General features: G+C 67.5%; 19 protein-coding genes. All 19 read right to left on the bottom strand.

The genetic code is table 11. The annotated features are described in order from the left end of the window. Positions 1-10: 10 nt before the first annotated feature. The 19 genes from murJ to R3E10_02545 all read right to left on the bottom strand — a co-directional run bounded on the left by murJ (position 11) and on the right by R3E10_02545 (position 20,349). A complete protein-coding gene (gene murJ, locus R3E10_02635) occupies positions 11-1,561 on the bottom strand; it encodes a murein biosynthesis integral membrane protein MurJ (GenBank protein MEZ4414623.1) in 1,551 nt (516 codons plus the stop codon). Further along, positions 1,558-1,842, bottom strand: coding sequence for a hypothetical protein (locus R3E10_02630; GenBank protein ID MEZ4414622.1), 285 nt, complete (start codon positions 1,840-1,842; stop codon positions 1,558-1,560). The genes murJ and R3E10_02630 overlap by 4 nt, the downstream gene beginning before the upstream one ends. A gap of 9 nt (positions 1,843-1,851) precedes the next feature. Further along, positions 1,852-3,474 carry a bacillithiol biosynthesis cysteine-adding enzyme BshC gene (gene bshC, locus R3E10_02625; protein MEZ4414621.1) on the bottom strand — a complete coding sequence of 541 codons (1,623 nt, stop codon included), beginning with the start codon at positions 3,472-3,474 and terminating at the stop codon, positions 1,852-1,854. Further along, positions 3,471-3,941: a 23S rRNA (pseudouridine(1915)-N(3))-methyltransferase RlmH gene (locus tag R3E10_02620; protein ID MEZ4414620.1), complete on the bottom strand. Its 471-nt coding sequence runs from the start codon at positions 3,939-3,941 to the stop codon at positions 3,471-3,473. Before R3E10_02620 ends, bshC begins: the two co-directional genes overlap by 4 nt. A 2-nt stretch (positions 3,942-3,943) precedes the next feature. Beyond that, complete coding sequence (gene lpxK / locus R3E10_02615; protein MEZ4414619.1) at positions 3,944-4,942, bottom strand: tetraacyldisaccharide 4'-kinase; 999 nt, start codon at positions 4,940-4,942, stop codon at positions 3,944-3,946. Continuing rightward, a complete protein-coding gene (locus R3E10_02610; GenBank protein MEZ4414618.1) occupies positions 4,935-5,561 on the bottom strand; it encodes a lysophospholipid acyltransferase family protein in 627 nt (208 codons plus the stop codon). The genes lpxK and R3E10_02610 overlap by 8 nt, the downstream gene beginning before the upstream one ends. A 53-nt stretch (positions 5,562-5,614) precedes the next feature. Continuing rightward, positions 5,615-6,682, bottom strand: coding sequence for a lipid-A-disaccharide synthase (lpxB, locus tag R3E10_02605; protein ID MEZ4414617.1), 1,068 nt, complete (start codon positions 6,680-6,682; stop codon positions 5,615-5,617). A gap of 65 nt (positions 6,683-6,747) precedes the next feature. Beyond that, a complete protein-coding gene (locus R3E10_02600; GenBank protein ID MEZ4414616.1) occupies positions 6,748-6,882 on the bottom strand; it encodes a hypothetical protein in 135 nt (44 codons plus the stop codon). Beyond that, entirely contained in the window at positions 6,857-7,882 is a 1,026-nt protein-coding gene (locus R3E10_02595) for a Gfo/Idh/MocA family oxidoreductase (protein MEZ4414615.1), read from the bottom strand. The genes R3E10_02600 and R3E10_02595 overlap by 26 nt, the downstream gene beginning before the upstream one ends. Then, complete coding sequence (gene lpxA / locus R3E10_02590; GenBank protein ID MEZ4414614.1) at positions 7,882-8,673, bottom strand: acyl-ACP--UDP-N-acetylglucosamine O-acyltransferase; 792 nt, start codon at positions 8,671-8,673, stop codon at positions 7,882-7,884. The genes R3E10_02595 and lpxA overlap by 1 nt, the downstream gene beginning before the upstream one ends. Continuing rightward, positions 8,663-9,973: a bifunctional UDP-3-O-[3-hydroxymyristoyl] N-acetylglucosamine deacetylase/3-hydroxyacyl-ACP dehydratase gene (locus R3E10_02585; protein MEZ4414613.1), complete on the bottom strand. Its 1,311-nt coding sequence runs from the start codon at positions 9,971-9,973 to the stop codon at positions 8,663-8,665. Before R3E10_02585 ends, lpxA begins: the two co-directional genes overlap by 11 nt. 106 nt (positions 9,974-10,079) lie before the next feature. Then, a complete protein-coding gene (lpxD, locus tag R3E10_02580; protein ID MEZ4414612.1) occupies positions 10,080-11,102 on the bottom strand; it encodes a UDP-3-O-(3-hydroxymyristoyl)glucosamine N-acyltransferase in 1,023 nt (340 codons plus the stop codon). Between the two features lie 133 nt (positions 11,103-11,235). Further along, positions 11,236-11,778, bottom strand: coding sequence for an OmpH family outer membrane protein (locus R3E10_02575; protein MEZ4414611.1), 543 nt, complete (start codon positions 11,776-11,778; stop codon positions 11,236-11,238). 71 nt (positions 11,779-11,849) lie between these two features. Further along, positions 11,850-14,243 (bottom strand): outer membrane protein assembly factor BamA, encoded by a 2,394-nt coding sequence (bamA, locus tag R3E10_02570; protein ID MEZ4414610.1) that lies wholly within the window; start codon positions 14,241-14,243, stop codon positions 11,850-11,852. A gap of 8 nt (positions 14,244-14,251) precedes the next feature. Beyond that, on the bottom strand, positions 14,252-16,729 hold the full coding sequence (locus tag R3E10_02565; GenBank protein MEZ4414609.1) for an ATP-dependent Clp protease ATP-binding subunit: 2,478 nt from the start codon (positions 16,727-16,729) through the stop codon (positions 14,252-14,254). A 78-nt stretch (positions 16,730-16,807) separates the two neighbouring features. Beyond that, on the bottom strand, positions 16,808-17,896 hold the full coding sequence (locus R3E10_02560; protein MEZ4414608.1) for a protein arginine kinase: 1,089 nt from the start codon (positions 17,894-17,896) through the stop codon (positions 16,808-16,810). A gap of 8 nt (positions 17,897-17,904) precedes the next feature. Beyond that, the gene (locus R3E10_02555; protein ID MEZ4414607.1) at positions 17,905-18,399 is read right to left on the bottom strand and encodes a UvrB/UvrC motif-containing protein; all 495 of its coding nucleotides are present in this window, start codon (positions 18,397-18,399) and stop codon (positions 17,905-17,907) included. Then, positions 18,396-19,106: an ABC transporter ATP-binding protein gene (locus R3E10_02550; protein MEZ4414606.1), complete on the bottom strand. Its 711-nt coding sequence runs from the start codon at positions 19,104-19,106 to the stop codon at positions 18,396-18,398. Before R3E10_02550 ends, R3E10_02555 begins: the two co-directional genes overlap by 4 nt. Next, a complete protein-coding gene (locus R3E10_02545) occupies positions 19,099-20,349 on the bottom strand; it encodes an ABC transporter permease (GenBank protein MEZ4414605.1) in 1,251 nt (416 codons plus the stop codon). The genes R3E10_02550 and R3E10_02545 overlap by 8 nt, the downstream gene beginning before the upstream one ends. Position 20,350: the final 1 nt, after the last annotated feature.

Below are 20,350 nucleotides of genomic sequence, written 5' to 3'. Positions count from 1 at the left end.
CAGGGCTTTTCTAGCGGAGACGGGGCCGAACGGTGGTCCCCAGGAGGCGCGTGAGCGCCAGATATGCTACACCGAAGACCGCGAGCGTTCCGAGCGCCTGCGGGCGCCCGGGCACACCCACCAAGGCGCGGTCCACTCCGTACGCGAGTGCCGCGGAAGCCAGCGCCGAGGACCAGACCTTGGCCGCCTCGGCCAGTCCGGGTCCGTGGGTGCCGATGCGGCCCCGCAGGCGGACGCGCAGCGTGCCGTATTCGATCCAGGCGGCGACGGCGGAACCCAGGCCCAGCCCCGCTGCCCCCAGGAAGCGGTCCCCGACGGCGATGCGGTCCAGGGGCACCATGAGGAGGCCACCGACCAACAGCGAGATCACGATCCGGACGGAGGCGATGCGCGCCGGTGTCCCCGTGTCACGAAGCCCATAGAAGGCATTGGCCAGCATGCGGCTGCTGGCCGACGCCAGCAGTCCCAGCGCGAACGCGGCCAGGGTGAGCCCCGTGACGCGCGCATCCGTCGCGCCGAACCGGCCGCCCAGGAACAGGAGGGTCGCGACGCGCTGCCCGAACAGGACGTATCCGACCACCGTGGGCACCACCCAGAACTGCACGCGCGCCAGGCCGGTGCGAACGCGGGCCGCGATGCGGGCCTCGTCCGAACGCTCGCGGGCGAGCTCGGGGAGCTCGGCGGCGGCCACCGCCAATCCGAACAACGAGATCGGAAGCACGTGCAGCGTCTGCACGAACCCCAGCACCGAGAGCGCTCCTTCCGCCAACAGCGAAGCGAGCGTCACCTCCCGCAGGAGTCCGCTCAAGCTCTCCAGGCCGCGCGCGCCCACCACCGGAACGAAGTTGCGCACGGCGTCGCGCACACCCGGAGCTTCGGTATCCAGAGACGGGCGCACGCCGCCCAACAGCCGGACCACCAGAGGGAGTTGCACCAGGAACTGCAGCACTCCTCCCGCCAGCGCGCCCCACCCCATGAGCATCAGGAGTGCGCGCCCCTCCAGCGCGAGCACCTGGGCGCCCAGCAACAAGCCGCCGACGATGCACAGATTCCAGAGCACCGGCGCCGCGTAGGAGAGCAGGAAGCGGCGGTGGGAGTTCAGCACCCCGAGTGCCCAGGCGGACAGGACGAGGAACCCCATCATCGGGAACAGTACCCGCACCAGTCCGACGGTGGCGTCGCGTCGCTCGCCGCTCATCCCGAAGGCGACCAGATCGACCACGAGGGGGGCCAGCATCACACCGAGCAGGGCCAGAGCCCCGGCCACGGCCAGCAGCAACCCGAGCACCGCACCCGCCAAGCGACGGGCATCGTCGGTCCGCCCCTCGTGTTCCAACTCTGCGTAGGCGGGAATGAAGGACGCGCTCAGGCTGCCTTCGCCCAGCAGGTTCTGGATCACGTTCGGGACCTTGAGGGCAGCCGTCCACGCGTCGGCCAACGCGGTGGTCCCGAAGTAGCGGGCGAAGACGATCTGCCGGATGAGCCCCGAGATGCGGCTGAGGAGGATCCCGACAGCGACCCAGAGCGCCGCCCTTCCTCCCTTTCCCGACGCTCGCTTCAGGAGGTCTCCTCGCTTCGGCCGGGAGGCAGCTCCGGGGCGCGGGGCCGCTCTTCCAGCAGCTTGTGCAGGAAGTCACTCTCCTCGCTCAAGCGCTGCACCTCGCCGGACAGACGCTCGACTTCGCCTTCGAGCTGAAGCAGGCGGTCGGGGGCCGGTTCCTCGCCGGCGCGCAGGGAACGACCCTCCAGGCGCGCGGCAATGGCCTTCCCGAAGGGTGAGTCGAGGACGACCGCGAGGATCGGGATCAGGATGAGCAGCAACACTGCCAACTGGATGAACATGACGGCAACCTACCGGGCCTGGGATCCGCCGGCCACGCGCTCGACGCTCAACGCGCGTTCGCACTGCTCGAGGAGCTCCGTCAGGAACTCCGTACCGTAGCGGGCGAGATACTGCAGCACGTTCAGCACCCGTTCCTGTGGCTTGCCCAGCGGCATGAGATGATGACGGGCGCGCTCGATCCGGTCGAACCGGATCTGGTCGGAACGCTTGATCGCCTTGAGCACTTTCGTCTCGGCCTTCTCCAGAGCCCGCAGGGCCTGGTTGCGCGCCGTCGACACGGGTCCCTCCAGCGTCGGGTCGATATCCCGTACCGCGTCGTAGAGCGACGCACTGCCCCCCTCGATCTGGCCCCGCAGCAGAGCGAGCGCTTCCTGTGCGGCTTTGGGCAGCGCCTCACGAGCGAGCCTCGTGGTCAGCACGTGCTCGGCCACCGCCAGGTCGGGGATCTGCACGCCGGTCTGGTCCAGCAGCGAGCGGATCTTGGGCTCGACCACCGTGACCCCGAGCCTCGGGTGGACGATGGGCATGGGGACGCCGAGATCGGCGAACAGCGGTTGCAGTTGTGCCCAGTAGGCCATCTCACCGGGCCCCGCCACATAGGCCAGCACCGGGAAGACGGCGCTCTCCACCACGGGCCGCAGGAGGACGTTGGGCGAGAGCACCGAGGGGTCGGCCTCGATGCGCCGCTCCACGTCGGCCTGATCGACGGTGGTTTCCGAGCCGTGCAGGCGCAGCTGGGCACCATCGCGGTAGAGCCGCTCGCGGCCCGCGGGCCCCTCCATGAACAGGTTCAATCCCCGCTCGAGGACGTGGACCTGGACGTCGTAGCCGGCTGCGGTGATCGCGCGGGCCCGCTCTTGCAGGGCCACTTCGTGCACTGCCGCCCGCTCCAGCTCGGCCCGCAGCAGGGGAAGCGACGCCTCCTTCAGGGTGGGCTGGTCCGCTCGCACCACAAGGAGCCCCAGGGGGCCCAACCACGTGCGCAGCAGGTCGGTGAAGCCGTCCGGGAGGGTGGCGCCTGGCGGATAGGCGTCGCGAATCTGCGCGAAACAATCGGCGCCAAATCCATTGTCGGGAACGAGTTCCGACAGAAGCCCCTGGATCTGCTCACCGCCTACGAGCGGAACGCGGAAGAGAGGCCGGCCCGCGGGGGCACTCTGGGGTTTCGCGTCCAGGCGACGCACCCGCTGGGCAGCGTCCAGCAGATACGCATGATTGGCCTCGTCCCAGTCGTGGTCTTCCGAGGCCACCCAGAAGACGGGGAGGACGGGGCGCCCCAGGCGCTCTTGCCAACGTCGGGCCAGCGCCATGGTGGTCAGCGCCTTGTGTACGGCAAAGAGGGGGCCCGTGAACAGCCCTGGTTGCTGGCCGGTGGTCACCACAAAGCCACCGGCCTTCATACAGTTCTGGATGCGATCACGGACCTCCGGATTGCTCTCCATGAGGATGCGGGCCGACGTGGCCCGACGGTCGGCGTCGAACCACGCCTCCAGGGCGGTGACGCGGTCCTCCAGGGCCGAGGCGCGTTGAAACGGGTGCTCGAAGAAGCGACAGGCGTCTGCCGAACCGGCGACGTAGTCGCTGGCCAGGCGCCCCCCTCCCGGCCAATCGATGCGCAGCTCCAGTGTCACCGTCGTGTCCCGCCTTTGTGGTAGGGCTCGCCTCGCGAGATGGTACCGGCTCGGTACAGCTGTTCCAACATCACGACCCGCGCGAGCTCGTGCGGCAGCGTGATGCCGCCCAGCGACACGTGCTGCTGGGCCCGGTCGAGCAGCGCCTCTCCGAGACCGAACGCGCCTCCGATCACGAAGGTCACCCGGGGCGTCGAGCGCAGCGCCGCTTCCTCCAGCAACCGGGCGAGGTCCTCCGAGCTGAGTGGCTCTCCCGTGCGGGTCAGCGCCACAACCTGCTCGCGGGCCTCGATCCGATGCAGGAGGCGTTCGGCCTCGGCAGTGCGTACCCCGGAGGGATCCGCACCGCGAGCACCGGCCGCCACCTCTTCCACGTCCAGCGTCCAGTAGTGGGCGGCGCGCTTGACGTACCCGTCGGCCAGGTCCGCGGGCGGCCCCTTCATTCCTCCTACGGTCAGCAGACGCACCTTCACCGCGCGACCTTGGTCAACAGCGCCTCCAGGACGTCCCTTCCCTGCTGCACGTCCACTCGGAGCGGCAGCACCCTCCAGTCCGCACCGGTGCGGCCCGCCAGCTTCACGGCGTCCTTCTCGGTGGTCAAGAGCGGGCGCCCGGCCGCCCAGCGTTCCATGGCGGAGATCTCCGCGTCCGTGTAGGCGTGGTGGTCGGGGAACCAGCGCCGGTCCGTGATCTCGACGCCGGACGCTTCCGCCATCCGCTCGAAGTCCTCGGGCCGCGCAATCGAGGCAACCGCGACGGCGGCAGCGGTCGGCGCTCCCGCCGGCCTACCGGTCAGATCGATCCACGCTCCCCCGCTGAGGCGCAGCTCCACGATGGGGAGATCCGGAGCCGTTTGGCGGATGCGGGACCGGAGTTCTCCCGTGTCGGCGGTCCGTGCGGTCAACACGGCCGCGCTGGCCCTCCCCAGGGCCGCGAGCGGCTCTCGCAGGGGTCCCCGTGGCAACAGATGGCCCTTCTGGACGGCCCGCAGCTGTTCGGCAGAGATCAGCACCAGGTCCACGTCGCGAAGCAGGCGCATGTGTTGAAACCCGTCGTCCAGGATGGCCACGTCGGCACCAGCGCGGGCTGCCTGGCGCACGCCTTCGCGCCGGTCCCGGTGCGCCACCACCGGGATATCGGGCAACCACCGCCGGTGCAGGGCCAGCTCGTCCTCCCCGTACCCCCTCAGCACGATGCCGGGAACGCGTCCCCGTTGCAGGAGCAGACGAGCCAAGAACGCCGCGACCGGTGTCTTGCCGGTTCCGCCGACGCTCAGGTTTCCGACCGAGACGACCGGAATCTCCGCCCCGGTCGACCGCAGCCAACCATGTCGATAGGCGAGCGCGCGGAGCCCGACCAGCAGACGAAACATCATCTCCAGCGGGAGGGCCGCGAGATCCGCCGCACGGAACCCGACGCCGGCGCTCCCCGCCCACCAGCGCCGGACCCACTCGTGCGCGCTACCCATCCTCGCCCTCCGACTCCTCCCCTCGGGCCGCTGCCTCCGCGCGCTCCGTCAGGGCCGCCAACTCCGCTTGGAGCTGCGCAGCCAGACCCCTCAAATCCTCGTCGGTAGCCTGTGCTCCCACGGAGACCGGCGCGCCATAGTGCACGTGGATGCGCGAGAACGGTTTGGGAATCACGAATCCGTCCCAGCTCTTCAGTCGCCAGGACCGGGACACCCCTACCGCGACCGGCACCACGGGGAGGCCGGAGGCCCGTGCTGCCAGCAGCGCACCCGGCTTGAACTCGCGGGCGGGCCCCTTGGGGCCGTCGGGCGTGATGGCCAGATCGGACCCTGCTCGACCAGCGCGGATGAGCCCCTTGAGGCCACGCACACCGCCGCGCGTGCTGGAGCCCCGGGTCGTGGCAAAGCCGTACCTGCGGATGATGCGGGTAATGTACTCTCCGTCGTCGTGCTCACTGACCAGCACCACCACTCCCTCGTCCCGGTGGAGATAGACCAACGGAAGGAGGCGGCCATGCCAGAAGACGAACATGAGCGGTTGCCCGGCGGCACGCGCTTGCTCCACGCGATCCACGCCGACGGTGCGATAGCGCGTGGTGAACAGGAGAACATCGAGCACCGCCTTTCCCAGCAGGCCAGCCCACCGGAAATGGCGTTCCCGCCGCGGGGGCTTCACGCAACTCGCCCGTGTCTGCGGAGCAAGGCCAGGGCAAGTTGAGCCACGCGGTCGGCGGCGCCCGGGCCACCGAGTCTCTCGCGCACCGACGCGAGCCCCGTGCGCATGCGCTCGCGCACGGAGTCGTCGCTCCAAACGGGCGCAAGCGCCTGTGCGAGGCGCTCGGCCGTCACGTCCGCCTGTAGCAGCTCCGGCACCACTCGTGTTCCCGCGACCAGATTGGCCAGCGCGACGTGCTCGACCTGCACCACCCGTTTGGCTACGGCGAATGTGAGGGGATGCGTACGGTAGGCGCACACGAACGGCGTGCCGGCCAATGCCGCCTCCAGCGTGGAGGTGCCGGACTTGACGATCGCGGCGTGGGCGTGGCCGAGCAGCGCGCGACTCGCGTCGACTGCGACCGCACCCCGCGGCAGCGACAGCGCCTGGAGCGAGGGGGCCTGGGCGACCGCGATCTGCGCGTCCGGAAACGCGCCCTGCAAGCGCTGGGCGGCGCCCAGGAACGGTCGCAGATGACGCTTGATCTCCTGACGCCGCGAGCCCGGGAAGAGAGCAAGGATGGGTCGCTCCGGATCGAGTCCGTACTGCGCGGCGAATTCGCCCCGCGCTGCGATCTGTGGAGGATGATCCAGCAAGGGGTGTCCCACGAACTCGACCGCAGCCCCGGCACGCTCGAAGATCTCCCGCTCGAAGGGGAGGATGACGGCCAAGGTGGAGGCGTCCTGGGCCAGACGCTGCGCCCGCCCGGCCCGCCAGGCCCAGACCTGGGGAGCGATGTAGAAGAGGACCGGGATGCCCCGTTCCCGGGCATAGCGCGCCACCCGAAGGTTGAAGCCCGGGTAGTCCACCGCCAGGACGAGATCGGCCTCGCCTCGGTCGAGCGCGGAGCGAACAGTGCGCTCCAGTCGTCGGAAGAAGCGAAGGCGTCCCAGGATCTCGGCGAACCCCATCACGGCCAGATCCTCGAGTCCGGCGATGCGTTTGAGCCCCGTCGCCGCCAACCGCTCCCCACCCGTTCCCCACAAGCGGAGGCCGGGCTGCAGACGCTGCAGGGCCCGCACCACGGCGGCTCCGTGCTGGTCTCCGGACTCCTCGCCCGCCAGGACCAGGACTCGGGGCGCTGCGTCGCTCAGAAGGCTCGGGACAGGTACCAGAGGGCCACCAGCACGAGCACCAGGAGCAGGCTCAGCTTCCACGGGGATTTGTTCTTCTTGGCGTCGATCCAGTCCCGCTTACGATCACGCCGTACGCGAATCAGCGACATGGCTGCGGATCAGCTCCTCGATGGACAGGGCCACGGCGAGGGCATCTCGCCCTTCCAGGCCCGAGACGATCGGCGTGCCTCCACCGGAGAGCACGTCCCGGAAGCTCTCGAGCTCGCGCTTGAGGGGCTCCCCTTCTCCGCCGACGATGGGAATCCGCTCCACCAGAGCAGCAAGCGCGGCTTCCCATGCTTGACCCCCCGAGACGGGCACAGGATCCCCAGCCCGGAGTCCCTCCAGTGCGGGCAGCCCGCCGCGGAGGCGTAGGAACTCGCCCGTCCCGCGCGCGAGATCGAGGCTCAGATAGCCCGAACGCTGGAACACGCGGATCTTTCGCATCCGCTCCATGGAAACGCGACTCGCCGTCAGGTTCGCCACGGCCCCACCCTCGAACGTGAGGCGGGCATTGGCGATGTCTGCGAGACCTGTGATCACCGGGACACCGGTCGCCGCGATCGATTCGATCGGCTGACCGACAAAGGCTCGCACCAGATCCACGTCGTGGATCATCAAGTCCAGCACCACGGGCACATCGGTGCTCCGAGGCACGAAGGGCGCCATACGATGCACTTCGATGAACAGCGGCGTCTGCAGGTACTCCTGGGCGGCGAGCACGGCGGCGTTGAATCGCTCAACGTGGCCCACCTGCACCTGCGCTTGTGTGCGGGCCGCCGCTTCCAGAATACGATCGGCCGAGGCGAGGCTCGGCGCGATCGGCTTCTCGATGAAGACGTGCACGCCCCGCTCCAACGCCGCGCACGCCACCGACTCGTGGGAGTGCGTCGGCGTCGCCACCACCACCGCGTCCAGGCGGGCCAACAGCTCCTCCAGGGAGTCGAAGGCCGGCACGCCCAGTTGCTCGGACACCGTAGCCGCCCGAGCCCGATCGGTGTCGTAGACTCCTACCCGGGTCACGCCCTCGAGCTGGCCCAGGATCCGGGCGTGGTGGAAGCCGAGGCTACCGACCCCGACGACACCCATCGCCAGCGGGGGGGCCGTCATCAGCCGATCGTGATTCCGCGTTCGCTGGCGCGAATGAACGCAACCAGATGATCCACCTCGGGGATGCCGGGAATCTCTTCCTCGATGCGCGCCAGGCCCTGGGAAACGTTCAGGGCGGAATGGAAGAGAATGCGGTAGGCCTTCTTGAGCGCAGCACGCGTCGGCTCGGCAAACCCGCGCCGCTGCAGACCCACGCTGTTCAGGCCGTAGAGCTTCGGATCGTTCCCGGCCGAACGGCAGTACGGCGGCACATCCTGTGGAACCCGCGACCCACCGCCGATGAATGCGTGCGCTCCGATGCGCACGAACTGGTGGATCACGCACCCGCCACCCACGATCACCCAGTCTTCGATCGTGACGTGCCCTGCCATCTGCACTGCGTTGGCGAGGATCACGTGGTTGCCCAGGCGGCAGTCGTGAGCCACGTGCGTGTAGGCCATCAGCAGGCAGTCGCTGCCGACGCGGGTCTCGCTGCTGTGCGCGGTTCCGCGGTTCAGCGTCGCGAACTCCCGCACCACGGTCCGGTCGCCTACGATCAGGCGCGTGGGCTCCGCCTTGTATTTGAGGTCCTGGGGGTCGCTCCCGAGGACCGCGCCGTGATGGAGAGAGCACTCGGACCCGAGCACCGTATCCCGCTCCACCAGAACGTGCGACGCGATGGACGTGCGGGCTCCGATCTCTACGTTCGGCCCAACGATGCTGTAGGCACCCACCTGCACTCCGACGTCGAGCTCCGCAGAGGGATCGACCAGGGCGGTCGGGTGGATGTCGACCTCGAGCTCAGCTCGCATCGGGTCCCCCCTTCTCGCGGTCCACGATCATCGCCATCAGCTCTCCCTCGACGACACGGTTGCCATCCACCGAACCGGTGCCGCGCATTCGGCACACGTGGCGACGGAACTGAACCATCTCCAACTCGAACACGAGCTGGTCTCCGGGAATGACGGGCCGTCGCCACTTCACGTTGTCGAGTGACATGAAGTACACGACCTTGCTCTCCGGATTCTCCACCGCCTCCATGAGCAGGAGACCGCCCACCTGTGCCATGGCCTCGATGATCAGCACGCCGGGCATGACCGGGTGCCCCGGGTAGTGTCCCTGAAAGAACGGCTCGTTGATCGTCACGTTCTTCAGCCCCACGATCCGCTTGCCGCTTTCGAACTCGACGATGCGGTCCACCAGGAGCATGGGATAGCGGTGCGGAAGGTAATTCAGGATCTGCGCTGCTTCCACGACCGGCGCGGCCGGCGCCTTGCGGGCCCGCTCACGGAGGGCGGTAGCGAGCGCCACGTTCCCACGGTGACTGGGCCTTTCGGCGACGATGTGCCCTTCGATGCGACTTCCGAGCAAGGCCAGGTCGCCCAGGATATCTCCGATCTTGTGCCGAACATACTCGTCCGGAAACCGGAGGCGCTCGTTCATGACCCCGGCCTCGTCGAGGACGATCGTATTCTCCAGAGACGCCCCGCGGGCGAGCCCGCGAGCCAACAACTGCTCCGCTTCGGCCCGAAACCCGAAGGTGCGCGCCGACGCCAGCTCCCGTTCGAACGATTCCGGAGAGATGGGGAAGGATCCGTACTGACGCCCGATGGCGGGGTGCTCGAAATCGATCGCGGCCGACACCTTGAGGTCGCCGCAGGGGGTCGCGACATAGGACTCCCCCTGGGTGCCCTCTACGGTGACGACCTGCTCGACCATCAGAACGCGAGCGGGCTCGGCTTGCGAAACGATCCCCACATCGCGAATGGCCCGGCTGTAGTCGGCGAACGATCCGTCGCGGATGGGTGGCTCGGGCCCGGCCAGTTCGAGGACCGCGTTGTCCACGCCGTGGGCGTGCAGGGCCGCCAGTACATGCTCGACGGTGAGGACGCGTACGTCGCCCGCGCCGATGCTCGTACCCAGGTCGGTGCCGACCACATGATCCAGGTCGGCCGGCACGGCCGGGCACCCGTCGAGGTCGACGCGCACGAAACGGATGCCGCTCCCCGGCTCGCCGGGGAGGAAGCGGAGCACCGCCCGTTCGCCCGAATGCACCCCAACGCCCTCGAGCGTCACGGTGCCGCCAAGCGTCTGTTGTGAGGGCTGACCCATCCACCGCCTCTTGGATTCAGGAGTTCGCTACGGTTCTGCTACAAATCCAGTGAATCTAGCGATGGCGCCCCGGAGTTCCCAGTGATCCGAGGCCGGGGTGCTCGCTTTACCCGGCGTCGGCGTCGGGTCTCCCCTTGGCGCGCGGCGCATGCGCTCGGTTGAAGGCGGCTTGGGCCCGGAGGAACTCACGCCGCGGCCGCGCCGGGAAGCCCATCACCACCTCTCCGGCGGCAACGTCCCCGATGACACCGGCTTGCGCGGCGATCTGCGCCCCATCGCCGATTTCCAGGTGGTTGATCAGGCCTGCCTGGCCCCCAAGGACCACGCCCCGACCCAGTCGCGTCGATCCCGCGATTCCCACCTGCGCCACCAGGAGGCAGCCGGCCCCCACCTGAACGTTGTGCGCGACATGCACCAGGTTGTCGATCTTCGTGCCGGCCCCGATGACCGTGCGGCCGATCGAGCCACGATCCACACAGGTGTTGGCTCCGATCTCCACGCGATCCTCCACCACACAGCCGCCGACCTGGGGGACCTTTCGATGCTCCCCGCCTTCGAAGACATAGCCGAAGCCGTCAACACCGAGGCGCGCTCCGGCATGGACGATCACGTCGCAGCCGATCTCCGTCCCGTCGTACAGAACTACGTGGGGGTGCAGCCGGGTGCGCGCACCGACGCGGCAGTGCGCGCCGATACACACATGCGGCGCCAGGGTGGCATCATCCTCGATCCGCGCGCCCTCGCCCACCACGACATAGGCGCCGATGGTGACTCCGCTCCCGAGCTGGACGCCGCGCCCCAGCACCGCCGTCGGGTGGATGGTGGGCGCCCGCAGCTCCTCGGGATGAAGGCGCTCGAGAAGGACCCGCAGAGCCCGATGTGCGTCCGGCACCACGATACAGGGACGCTCTCCGCACGCTTCGACCAGCGCCGCAGTCGTGAGCACCGCGCCCGCCTGTGACGCCTGCAAGCGCGGGAGGTAGCGGCGCGAAGCCAGCAGGGCGAGATCTTCCGGCCCGGCTTCGCCGACCGGGGCCACGCGCCGCACCGTCTGCTCCGGTGGACCGTGGAGTTGGCCGCCCACCAGGCGGGCGGCCTCAGCGAGCGTCAAACCATGACCTGCGGGCATCGCGTGCGTCCTCTCCGCTCGAGCTGTGGAACGGACGGGGCGCTGGCGAAACGCACCGCCCTGAACGAGAACCGGCCCACAGGTCGAGAGGACCTGCGGGCCGGGCGTGTGCCATCGAAGACTGCCAGCGGGCTCAGGATGCGTCCGCGTCGTTCCCGTCACCGTTGGCGCTCAGCCGACGAAGCACCTCCTCCGTCAGGTCGAGCGCTGGATCGGCGGCGATGATGGCCGTCGATGAGGCATCGAGGATCAACGCGTAGTTGCCTTCTCGCCGAATGGCATCGATGACCTGGTTGATCTGCTCCATCACGGGCTCCACCAGGGCGGCACGGCGCTGCGTGGCCTGGTTCTCGAGCTCACGGAGTCGCGTCTCGTACTCGGTTTGCCGCAGGCGGATGTCGTTCTCCTTCTGCGTGCGGGCCGTGGGAGTCATGGTGCTCTTCTGTGCGTCGTATTCCGTGATCATGCGCTGGAGCGCTTCGCCCAGCTGATTGACCTCGGTGCGGTAGCGTGCGACCTCCGTCTCGAAGGCCTGCTGGGCTGCCTGCGCCTGCTTCGACTCGGAGATGATCTTGTCCGAGTTGATGTACGCGATCCGAGGGACTTGCTGCGCGCTCGCGGCCGCCGTGGCCGCGAACACCCCCAGAACCGCCATCACATACCTCAGTGCTCTCATTGTGCTGCTCCGTTCATGACGCGTGTTCGCGGTCCGCCCTGACACCCGCCACGCAGTTACGAGGTGACTCCTCAGAATCCAGGGCCAAGTCTGAAATGCAGCTGCCAGCCCGGGGTCGGCTTGTCGAACCCGTAGGCGTAGTCCAATCCGAGTGGACCGAAAGGCGTCACGATCTGGACGCCGAAACCCGCGCCTCGGAAGAAGCTGCTGGGATCGATATCACCGGGATCGCGCCATACGTTCCCCGCATCGTAGAACAGCGACAGCGACAGGTTGTCGTTGAAGCGCACCGCGTACTCCGCTGTCACGCTGGCGAACGCGTCGCCCAGGCGGTTGATGTCCAGCACGGAAGCAGAGTTCTCGGGGACGAAACCGATCGGCGTGACCGATGTCTCGTCGTATCCGCGAAGCTGCTCTCCGAATTGTACACCGCCCATCCAGAAACGCTCGAATGGGAAATCCTGAGCGTTGCCGACGATCGCCCCCAGGCGGGCCTTGAGCCCGACCGTGAAACGGAGGCCTCCGGCTTCCCCGACCTGCCCGGCCGGCACGTACCACTGGGTCTCCACGAGGTGCTTGGAGAACGAAGCGTCGCCGCCCAGCACCCTCAGCGAGAAGTCGCTGTTCAGGCTCTGGCGAGAGCCGCTCGTGGGGAAGAGCGGATGGTTGAGGTTGTTGCGCGTGATACCCAGAGTGAAGGTGCTGAGCACTCCGTCCGGGCGCCCGAACAGAGAGGTGTCGTCAACGCCCTCGAAGAGGTCGTAGCGGGTGTTGACCCAGGAATAGCCCATGAAGGCACGGGTCCGGATCGAGTTGAAGAACGGGAACCCGACCTGTGCCGAGCCGCCCAGCCTCGTGTAGCGGCCGGTGGAGAACTGGAAGTAGCGGTTCCGGGAGTTGAACAGCGAGAGCGTGCCGCTCACCCGGCTCTGCTTGATGGCTGGGTCCGTGTAGGACACCGTGAAGTTGTTGATCAGGCTTCCGAAGTCCCAGCGCAGGTGCCCTTCCTTGCCCTGGCCAAACAGATTGGGCTCGTCGTAGCCCAGGAAGCCGCTCACGCCCACCCCACCACCGACGGCCGTACCGAAGTTGACCGACCCGGTCTGGCGCTCCTTCACGTGGAAGGTGATGTCCACCTCTCCAGTCTCCGGATCGGGCTGGATGGTCGGAAACTCCATGGGGGTCTCGAAAAAGCCCAGGGACGAGATCTGCTGGTAGCTCTGCAGGAGGCGCTGCTCGGAGTAGACGTCTCCCGGAAGCATGTAGAGACGCTCACGCACCACGCGGTCGTACGTCTTCTCGTTCCCCTGGATCTCGACCTTGCGAACGTAGGCCGGATCGTTCTCGCGGATCGCCCACCCCACCGAGACGCTGGGTGGACCACCCTCTTCGGGTTCATTGCGCACGAGATACGGATCGACCTGTGCGTAGAGGTAGCCCTCGTTGCGATAGAGGCGCTCCACCTCGGACGTCGCATCCTGGAAGGCCACGCGGTCGAAGAAGCGCACGCCCGGCTCGCCCCCTCCGAACCCGAGGCTGGCGAGCAGCCCACCTTCGTCTTCAGCGTAGAAGCCCTCGAGCTGTTCCGTCGAGAAGACCCGGTTCCCCTCGATCCCGAATTCGGCGACCTGGTAGCGGGGGCCCTCCTCGACCATCAACTCGATGCGGGCCTTGCCCGTGTTGGGGTCGACGATGACGGTGTCATTCAGGATCTCGAAGTCCAGGAAGCCGCGCGACTCGTAGAGATCCACCAGGTGCGTGTCGAGATCCTCGCGAAAGCGCGCCTCATCGAAGGCGCCTGAGCGGAACCACCAGAATCCTTCGGGCTTGGTGCTCATCGCCCCGACGATGTCGCCCGTGCTGACCTGGCTGTTCCCGCTCACCTGCACCTGGGCGATGGTGACGCGCTGCCCCTCCTCGACCTCGAAGACCAGCTCGATCTGGCCTTCGGCCTCGGCCATGGGGGCTGTCCGCTCCTCGATACGTGCAAAGGGAATCCCCTTGGACGCCAGCTCGGCCCGAATGAAACGACGCGCGAGGACCACACCCCGGGGCGAGTATGGAAGCCCCGGTCGGAGGTGGGTGGTGTCACGAACCTCACTGTGACTGACGTTCTCGAGACCCTCGAAGACCACGCGCCCCAACAGGGGCTGCTCCTCGACCCGCACGATCAGCGTGACCGGTTGGGTCGAGTCCCCCACCGCATCGACGCGAACGTCCTTGAACTGCTCGGTGGACCAGAGCGCCTTGATGCCGTCGCGCACCTCCCGGTAGGTGATGCGGTCACCCTTGCGGATGCCGAACACCTGCGAGAGCGACTCGACACGCTGGCGCACGGCGCCCTCGATGACGACGGTGTCGACGGTGATGCGAGCTTCCGGAGGGGCCTGTCCAGCCGCCGGTGCCCCAGCAAGGGCACCAAGGGCGAATGCGACGAGGACCGCGCGAGGCGCGAGCCGCAGCATCGGGTCGGTCAGGTTTTCTGAGGCGAGGCGACGCGCATGCTCAAGGCCTCCCCACTGTCGTCCACCCCCACCTCGATCTCATCTCCGCTCGAGAACTCGCCCAGGAGGATCTTCTCGGAGAGGGGATCCTCGAGGTAGCGCTGTATGGCCCGCCGGAGCGGCCGGGCCCCGAACTTCTCGTCGTACCCGCGCTCGACCAGGAAGTCCACGGCGGCATCGGTGAGCCGCAGCGTCATCTCGTCGTCCGCCAGGCGCTCGCGCAGGTTGGCGAGCAGGATGTGTACGATCTGGGCGATCTCTTCCTTGCTGAGCGGGTGGAAGACGATCACGTCGTCGACGCGGTTCAAGAACTCGGGATTGAAGGCGCGCTCGATCTCCTGCTGCACCTTCTCCTTCATGACGTCGTAGCTCGTCTTGACCTCGTCGTCCTGGAAGCCCAGGGCGCGACCCTTGGAGATATCGCGAGCCCCGAGATTGGACGTCATCACGATCACGGTGTTCTTGAAATCGATGACGCGTCCGTAGTTGTCGGTCAGGTGACCCTCGTCCAGGACCTGCAACAGGATGTTGAAGACATCCGGGTGTGCCTTCTCGATCTCGTCCAGCAACACCACCGAGTAGGGGCGCCTGCGCACCGCCTTCGTCAGCGTTCCGGAGTCCTCGTAGCCCACGTAACCCGGAGGCGCGCCGATCAGGCGCGACACCGAGAACTTCTCCATGTATTCGCTCATGTCGACGCGGATGAGCGCGTCGTCGTCCGCGAAGAGGAACCCGGCGAGCGCACGCGCCAACTCCGTCTTCCCGACGCCGGTGGGGCCGGAGAAGATGAAGGAGCCGATGGGCTTCTTCGGGTCCTTGAGGCCGGCGCGGCTGCGGCGAATGGCACGCGAGATGGCGACAATGGCGTCGTGCTGGCCGACCACGCGCTGGTGAAGCTCGTCCTCCATCTTCACCAGACGTTCGGTCTCGGCCTGCTGCAGCCGAGTCACCGGAATTCCCGTCCAGCGGCTCACGATGAAGGAGATCTCCTCCATGCCGATGCTGGGCCGGTGCTTCTGGCGTTCCTCCGCCCAACGCTCCTGCGCCTCACGGATTTGCTGTTGCAGCGCCCGCTCTTCGTCACGAAGCTGGGCGGCCCGTTCGAAGTCCTGGTCGCGGATCGCGCTGTCCTTGCGCTCGGCGATTTTGCCCAACTGCTCCTTGAGGTCCTCGACCTCCGGGGGCGGGACCTGGCTGGCGATGCGCGCGCGGGCGCCTGCCTCATCGATCACGTCGATGGCCTTGTCCGGCAGGAACCGATCGGTGATGTAGCGGTCCGAGAGCTTCGCGGCCGCCACCAGCGCTTCGTCGGGAATGACGATGCGGTGGTGATCTTCGTAGCGCTGCCTCAGACCACGAAGGATCTCCACCGTCTCCTCGACTGCGGGCGGATCCACGATCACGGGCTGGAAGCGACGCTCCAGAGCGCCGTCCTTCTCGATGTACTTGCGGTACTCGTTCAGGGTGGACGCCCCGATGCACTGCAGCTCGCCCCGTGCGAGAGCGGGCTTCAGCATGTTGGATGCGTCGATGGCACCTTCCGCGGCACCGGCACCCACCAGGGTGTGCAGCTCGTCGATGAACAGGATCACGTTCTGGTTCTGCGAGATCTCGTTCATCACGGCTTTCAGCCGCTCTTCGAACTGTCCACGGTACTTGGTGCCGGCAATCACGGCCGCCATGTCCAGGGCCAGCACGCGGTGGTCCTTCAGCGCTTCGGTGACCTCACCCTTGGCGATGAGCTGGGCCAGCCCTTCCACGATGGCGGTCTTCCCCACGCCCGGCTCTCCGATGAGGACCGGGTTGTTCTTCTTGCGGCGGCAGAGGATCTCGATCACGCGCTCGATCTCGGCGTGCCGTCCGATCGTCGGGTCCAGCGTTCCCTGGCCGGCCAGATCGGTGAGGTCCCGGCAGAAGTGATCGAGGGCGGGCGTCTTGGACTTCTTCTCGCCCTTGGGCGTGGGTCCGCTGGGACCGCCCCCCAACCCCGGGGGCTCGGAGGGAGTGACGTCGGAGCCGAGCACCTTCAGCGTCTCGGCCCGCGCCTCTTCCAGGGTCACCCCCAGCGAGTTCAGGACCTGGGCGGCAATGCCCTTCTCCTCTCTGAGCAAGCCCAGGAGGAGGTGTTCGGTTCCTACGTAGGAATGACTGAGCTCGCGCGCTTCCTGCATCGCGAACTCGAGGACCTTCTTGGCACGCGACGTATAGGGCAACTCGCCCAGGGCGATGGTCGCCTTCCCCTTGCGGACCGACTCCTCGACCCGCTCGTGCACGTGCTCGAGGTCGACGCTCAGCTTGGTCAGTACCGCGGCAGCCACTCCCTCGCCCTCGCGGATGAGGCCGAGGAGGATGTGCTCGGTGCCGACATAGTCGTGTTGGAGCTGGATCGCAGCCTCCCGAGCCATCGAGAGGACCGTCCGCACCCGGTCGGTGAAGTTGTAGTTCATGATCGGTCCGACACCCCACTCCAGCAGAGCGGGCCTCTTGAGGGGGTCACGCTCCGTCCTCTCCACCTGGCCGCGGGCTCATTCCGCCTCCGAGACGCCTTCGGTCGCCAGCGCCCTGCGTACGTACGCCGCCCGGTGGGCGTCACACTCCGCAGCCGACAACTCCCGTCCGGCAGCCTCCTCGAGGTGGGCGGCCTGGGTGAAGATCATGATTTTATTGAGCGTGTATACACGGAGCCCTGGGAGTAGTTTCAGGCTGGCCCCCAGGCGAACCCCGCTCATCAGGTTCATCATTTCCTCGAAGGAAAGGGCCCGGGCATAGCGGAGCAAGCCGTATGCCCGCCACAGCTTGTCAGCCGTGACCTGGGGGGCATCCCGGAGCAGCACCTGGCGGGCGTGGAGCTCGTGTTGGATGACCTGACCGATCATCCGCTCCAGGTGGTCGACCAGCTCCTCCTCGCTCTGCCCCAGAGTGGTCTGGTTGGAGACCTGGAAGAAGTTTCCGACCACCTCGGACCCCTCCCCATAGAGGCCCCGGAAGGTCAGTCCGACCTGGCCGAGGCCCTCCAGGACCTTCCCGATCTCCTTGGTGAGCACCAACGCCGGCAGGTGCACCAGGACCGAGGCCCTGAGACCGGTCCCCACGTTGGTGGGGCAGCTGGTGAGGAACCCGAACTCGGGGTGGAACGCGTAGGGGACCACGGCCCCCAACTGGTCGTCCAGGCGGTCCACGAGGCTCCAAGCCTGCTGGAGACGAAGCCCCGAAAGTATCGCCTGGACACGGAGATGGTCCTCCTCATTCAGCATGATGCTGAAGGGCTCTTCGGCGGAGAGCACGACCGCTGCCCCGGCCGCCGGACCCTCGTCCCCGCCCAGGAGGTGGGGCGAGATCAGGCGCCGCTCCTGCAGCACCCGCCGGAGCCGCGGCTCGACCCGATCGATCTCCAGGACGGAGGCCCGGTCCAGGAGCGGGACAGCCCCCTGGGTCGCCTCGGCCAGTCGCTCGAGGACCGCCCGCGTGTCCTGGGGGCGGGCCCTTTGTCCGAAACAGTGGCCCTGGAGATTCCGGGCCAACCGCACCCGGGTGGACAGGACCACTTCCGCGTGCGGACCGCTCGCGTCCAGCCAGCCGAGGCCTGCGTCCGGGATGAAGGACAGGTCGTCCATGGGTGGGCTCAGGAGGCGTCGAGCGCCCGGATCTGATCCCGGATCTGAGCGGCCCGCTCGAAGTCCTCACCGTCGACCGCACGCTGCAGTTTGAGGCGGAGACGCTCCAGCCGGCGCTCCCGGTCGGGGGAGGCCGCCCCGGGGCTCAGGTAGACCTTGCCGACGTGGCGGGAGGAGCCATGCACACGCCGGAGCAGCTTGCGCAGCCCGGACTCGAAGGAGACGTAGCAGTGGGGACAGCCGAAGCGGCCCGACTTCCGGAAATCGGCCAGCGTGAGCCCACAGAACTCGCACTGCCCCACCAGCTCCGCACTTTCGCGGTCCGCCACCTCGCCCACCTGTTCGAGCAGGCTGGAGAGCGCCAGGCTGCTCGGCGGGGGCTGCGTGTCGACGCCCTTCTCGGCCGCGCACTTCTCGCAGAGGTGCATTGTGCTCATCTCGTTCTTCTCGATGTGCATGAAATGCACGACCGCGTCGGCCGCCCCACAGTTCTCGCAGGTCACGGGGCGCTCTCCTCGAGGAGACCCAGCACCCCGTCGCTCAGCTTGAGAATCCGATCCGCCCGCTTGGCGAGATCCCGGTTGTGTGTGACCACCACCATCGACGTTCCCCGCTCCGCCCGGATGCGGAACAACAGATCGTGCAATAGAGCGCTCGTGCGCTCGTCGAGATTGCCGCTGGGCTCGTCGGCGAGCAGGACATCCGGATCGTTCACCAGCGCACGCGCCACCGCCACCCGCTGCTGCTCACCCCCGGACAGCTGCCAGGGCCTGTGCTCCAGCCGCTCTCCCAGGCCGACCCAGCGGAGGAGTTCGAGTGCGCTCGCGCGCGCATCGGACTCCGGGCGCCCCGCGATCAGAGCCGGCATCATGGCGTTCTCCAACGCGGAGAACTCCCGCAAGAGATGGTGAAACTGGAACACGAAACCAATCGCTCGGTTCCTGAGGGCCGCCAGCGCGCCGGAGGAATCCTCCAGCACGGTGTGACCGCCCACGGCCACGCTCCCGTGGGTGGGTCGGTCCAGAAGCCCGAGCAGGTGGAGCAGCGTTGTCTTGCCACACCCGCTCTCCCCCACGATAGCGACGGTCTCGCCCCGGGCGACGCGGAGATCTACCCGTCGTAGGACCTGGAGTTCGCTCCCGTCCGCGAGGGGATAGGTCTTGACCAGCTCCCGGGCCTCGAGTGCCGCGACCCCCTCGGCCTCATTCATGGCGAATGGCCTCGACGGGCTGGAGCCGGGACGCCTGCAGGGACGGATAGATGGTGGCCAGCACCGAGATCAACACACTTCCCAGCACGATGCGGGCGACGTCCCAGGGATCGAGCGCCACCGGAAGTCGGTCGAGGGTATAGACGTCCGCCGGAAGGGTGATGATGGGAAAGCGCTTCAGCAGCAGGGCCAACACCAACCCGCTCACCGCCCCCACCACCGTGCCGATCACACCGATCCAGACTCCCTGCAGGAGGAAGACCCGCAGAATGCCCTGATCGGTCATGCCCATCGACTTGAGGATCCCGATCTCACGCGTCCGGTCGGCGACCACCATCACCAGCGTGCTGACGATGTTGAACGCCGCGACCACAACGATGAGGAACAGGATGACGAACATGGCCAGCTTCTCGAGCTTCAGAGCCGAGAACAACGCCTCGTTCTGTGTGATCCAACTCTGCGTCAGGTAGGGGAAGCCCAACTTCTCCTGGACCCGGGCCGCCACCTGGTCGGCCTCGAAAGGCTCGGAGACCTGGGCGCTGATGCCGGAGACTTGATCTTCGGTCCCGATGTCCAGCAACTGCTGCACGTACCGCAGGTCGGCGTACGCATTGCGGAGATCGTAGTCGTAGACGCCGGTCTTCACCGTGCCGCTCACGACGAAATAGCTGATCTTGGGAATCAGGTCGCCCAGCGGACCCATGCGCGGATTCTCGAGGGCGATCACTTGCACGGTGTCTCCCTTGAAGAGATCCATGCGATTGGCCAGCCTTTCGCCGAGCACCAGACCAGGAAGGCCGCTCTCCGGAGGGGTGCCGAGCAGGTCCGGAGCACGCAGCTTATGCTCCAGGTCGGTGACTTCTCCCAGCCCGGCCTCCAAGGAGATTCCGTAGAGGTCCGCGGGTTGGGCGTACCGATCGCGGTTGAGCCCCACCTGCGTGATCACGAACGGCGAGGCAGAGGTCACTCCGGACACGGTGGCAACCGAATCTCGCACGGAGCGCCAGTTGTCCATGCGAAGTGCCGCGCCGTGCTGCAGCACCATCACATGGGGGCTCGCCCCCAGGATGACGTCGCGCAGGTCACGCTGTGCTCCATTCATGACGGCGAGGACCACCACCAGGGCCGTGACGCCCAGCGTCACGCCTCCCAACGCGATCCACGTGATCAGCGAAAGGAAGCGACCCTTGCGTCTGGCCGCGAGATAGCGCCGCGCAACGAACCAGTCGAGTCGGGTGAACATG

It is taken from the genome of Gemmatimonadota bacterium (assembly GCA_041390105.1).
In the GTDB taxonomy this organism is placed as follows: Bacteria; Gemmatimonadota; Gemmatimonadetes; order Longimicrobiales; family Gaopeijiaceae; genus JAGQIF01.
This window is presented reverse-complemented; position numbering and strand designations above follow the sequence as displayed.

What these genes read in the sequence shown, in the direction of transcription:
- bamA (MEZ4414610.1), bottom strand. Translation starts at nt 14,243, where the DNA reads ATGCTGCGGCTCGCGCCTCGCGCGGTCCTCGTCGCATTCGCCCTTGGT.
- R3E10_02585 (MEZ4414613.1), bottom strand. Translation starts at nt 9,973, where the DNA reads ATGGGTCAGCCCTCACAACAGACGCTTGGCGGCACCGTGACGCTCGAG.
- lpxK (MEZ4414619.1), bottom strand. Translation starts at nt 4,942, where the DNA reads ATGGGTAGCGCGCACGAGTGGGTCCGGCGCTGGTGGGCGGGGAGCGCC.
- R3E10_02560 (MEZ4414608.1), bottom strand. Translation starts at nt 17,896, where the DNA reads ATGGACGACCTGTCCTTCATCCCGGACGCAGGCCTCGGCTGGCTGGAC.
- R3E10_02595 (MEZ4414615.1), bottom strand. Translation starts at nt 7,882, where the DNA reads ATGACGGCCCCCCCGCTGGCGATGGGTGTCGTCGGGGTCGGTAGCCTC.
- R3E10_02545 (MEZ4414605.1), bottom strand. Translation starts at nt 20,349, where the DNA reads ATGTTCACCCGACTCGACTGGTTCGTTGCGCGGCGCTATCTCGCGGCC.
- lpxD (MEZ4414612.1), bottom strand. Translation starts at nt 11,102, where the DNA reads ATGCCCGCAGGTCATGGTTTGACGCTCGCTGAGGCCGCCCGCCTGGTG.
- R3E10_02565 (MEZ4414609.1), bottom strand. Translation starts at nt 16,729, where the DNA reads ATGAACTACAACTTCACCGACCGGGTGCGGACGGTCCTCTCGATGGCT.
- R3E10_02550 (MEZ4414606.1), bottom strand. Translation starts at nt 19,106, where the DNA reads ATGAATGAGGCCGAGGGGGTCGCGGCACTCGAGGCCCGGGAGCTGGTC.
- R3E10_02575 (MEZ4414611.1), bottom strand. Translation starts at nt 11,778, where the DNA reads ATGAGAGCACTGAGGTATGTGATGGCGGTTCTGGGGGTGTTCGCGGCC.
- R3E10_02600 (MEZ4414616.1), bottom strand. Translation starts at nt 6,882, where the DNA reads ATGTCGCTGATTCGCGTACGGCGTGATCGTAAGCGGGACTGGATCGAC.
- R3E10_02630 (MEZ4414622.1), bottom strand. Translation starts at nt 1,842, where the DNA reads ATGTTCATCCAGTTGGCAGTGTTGCTGCTCATCCTGATCCCGATCCTC.
- lpxA (MEZ4414614.1), bottom strand. Translation starts at nt 8,673, where the DNA reads ATGCGAGCTGAGCTCGAGGTCGACATCCACCCGACCGCCCTGGTCGAT.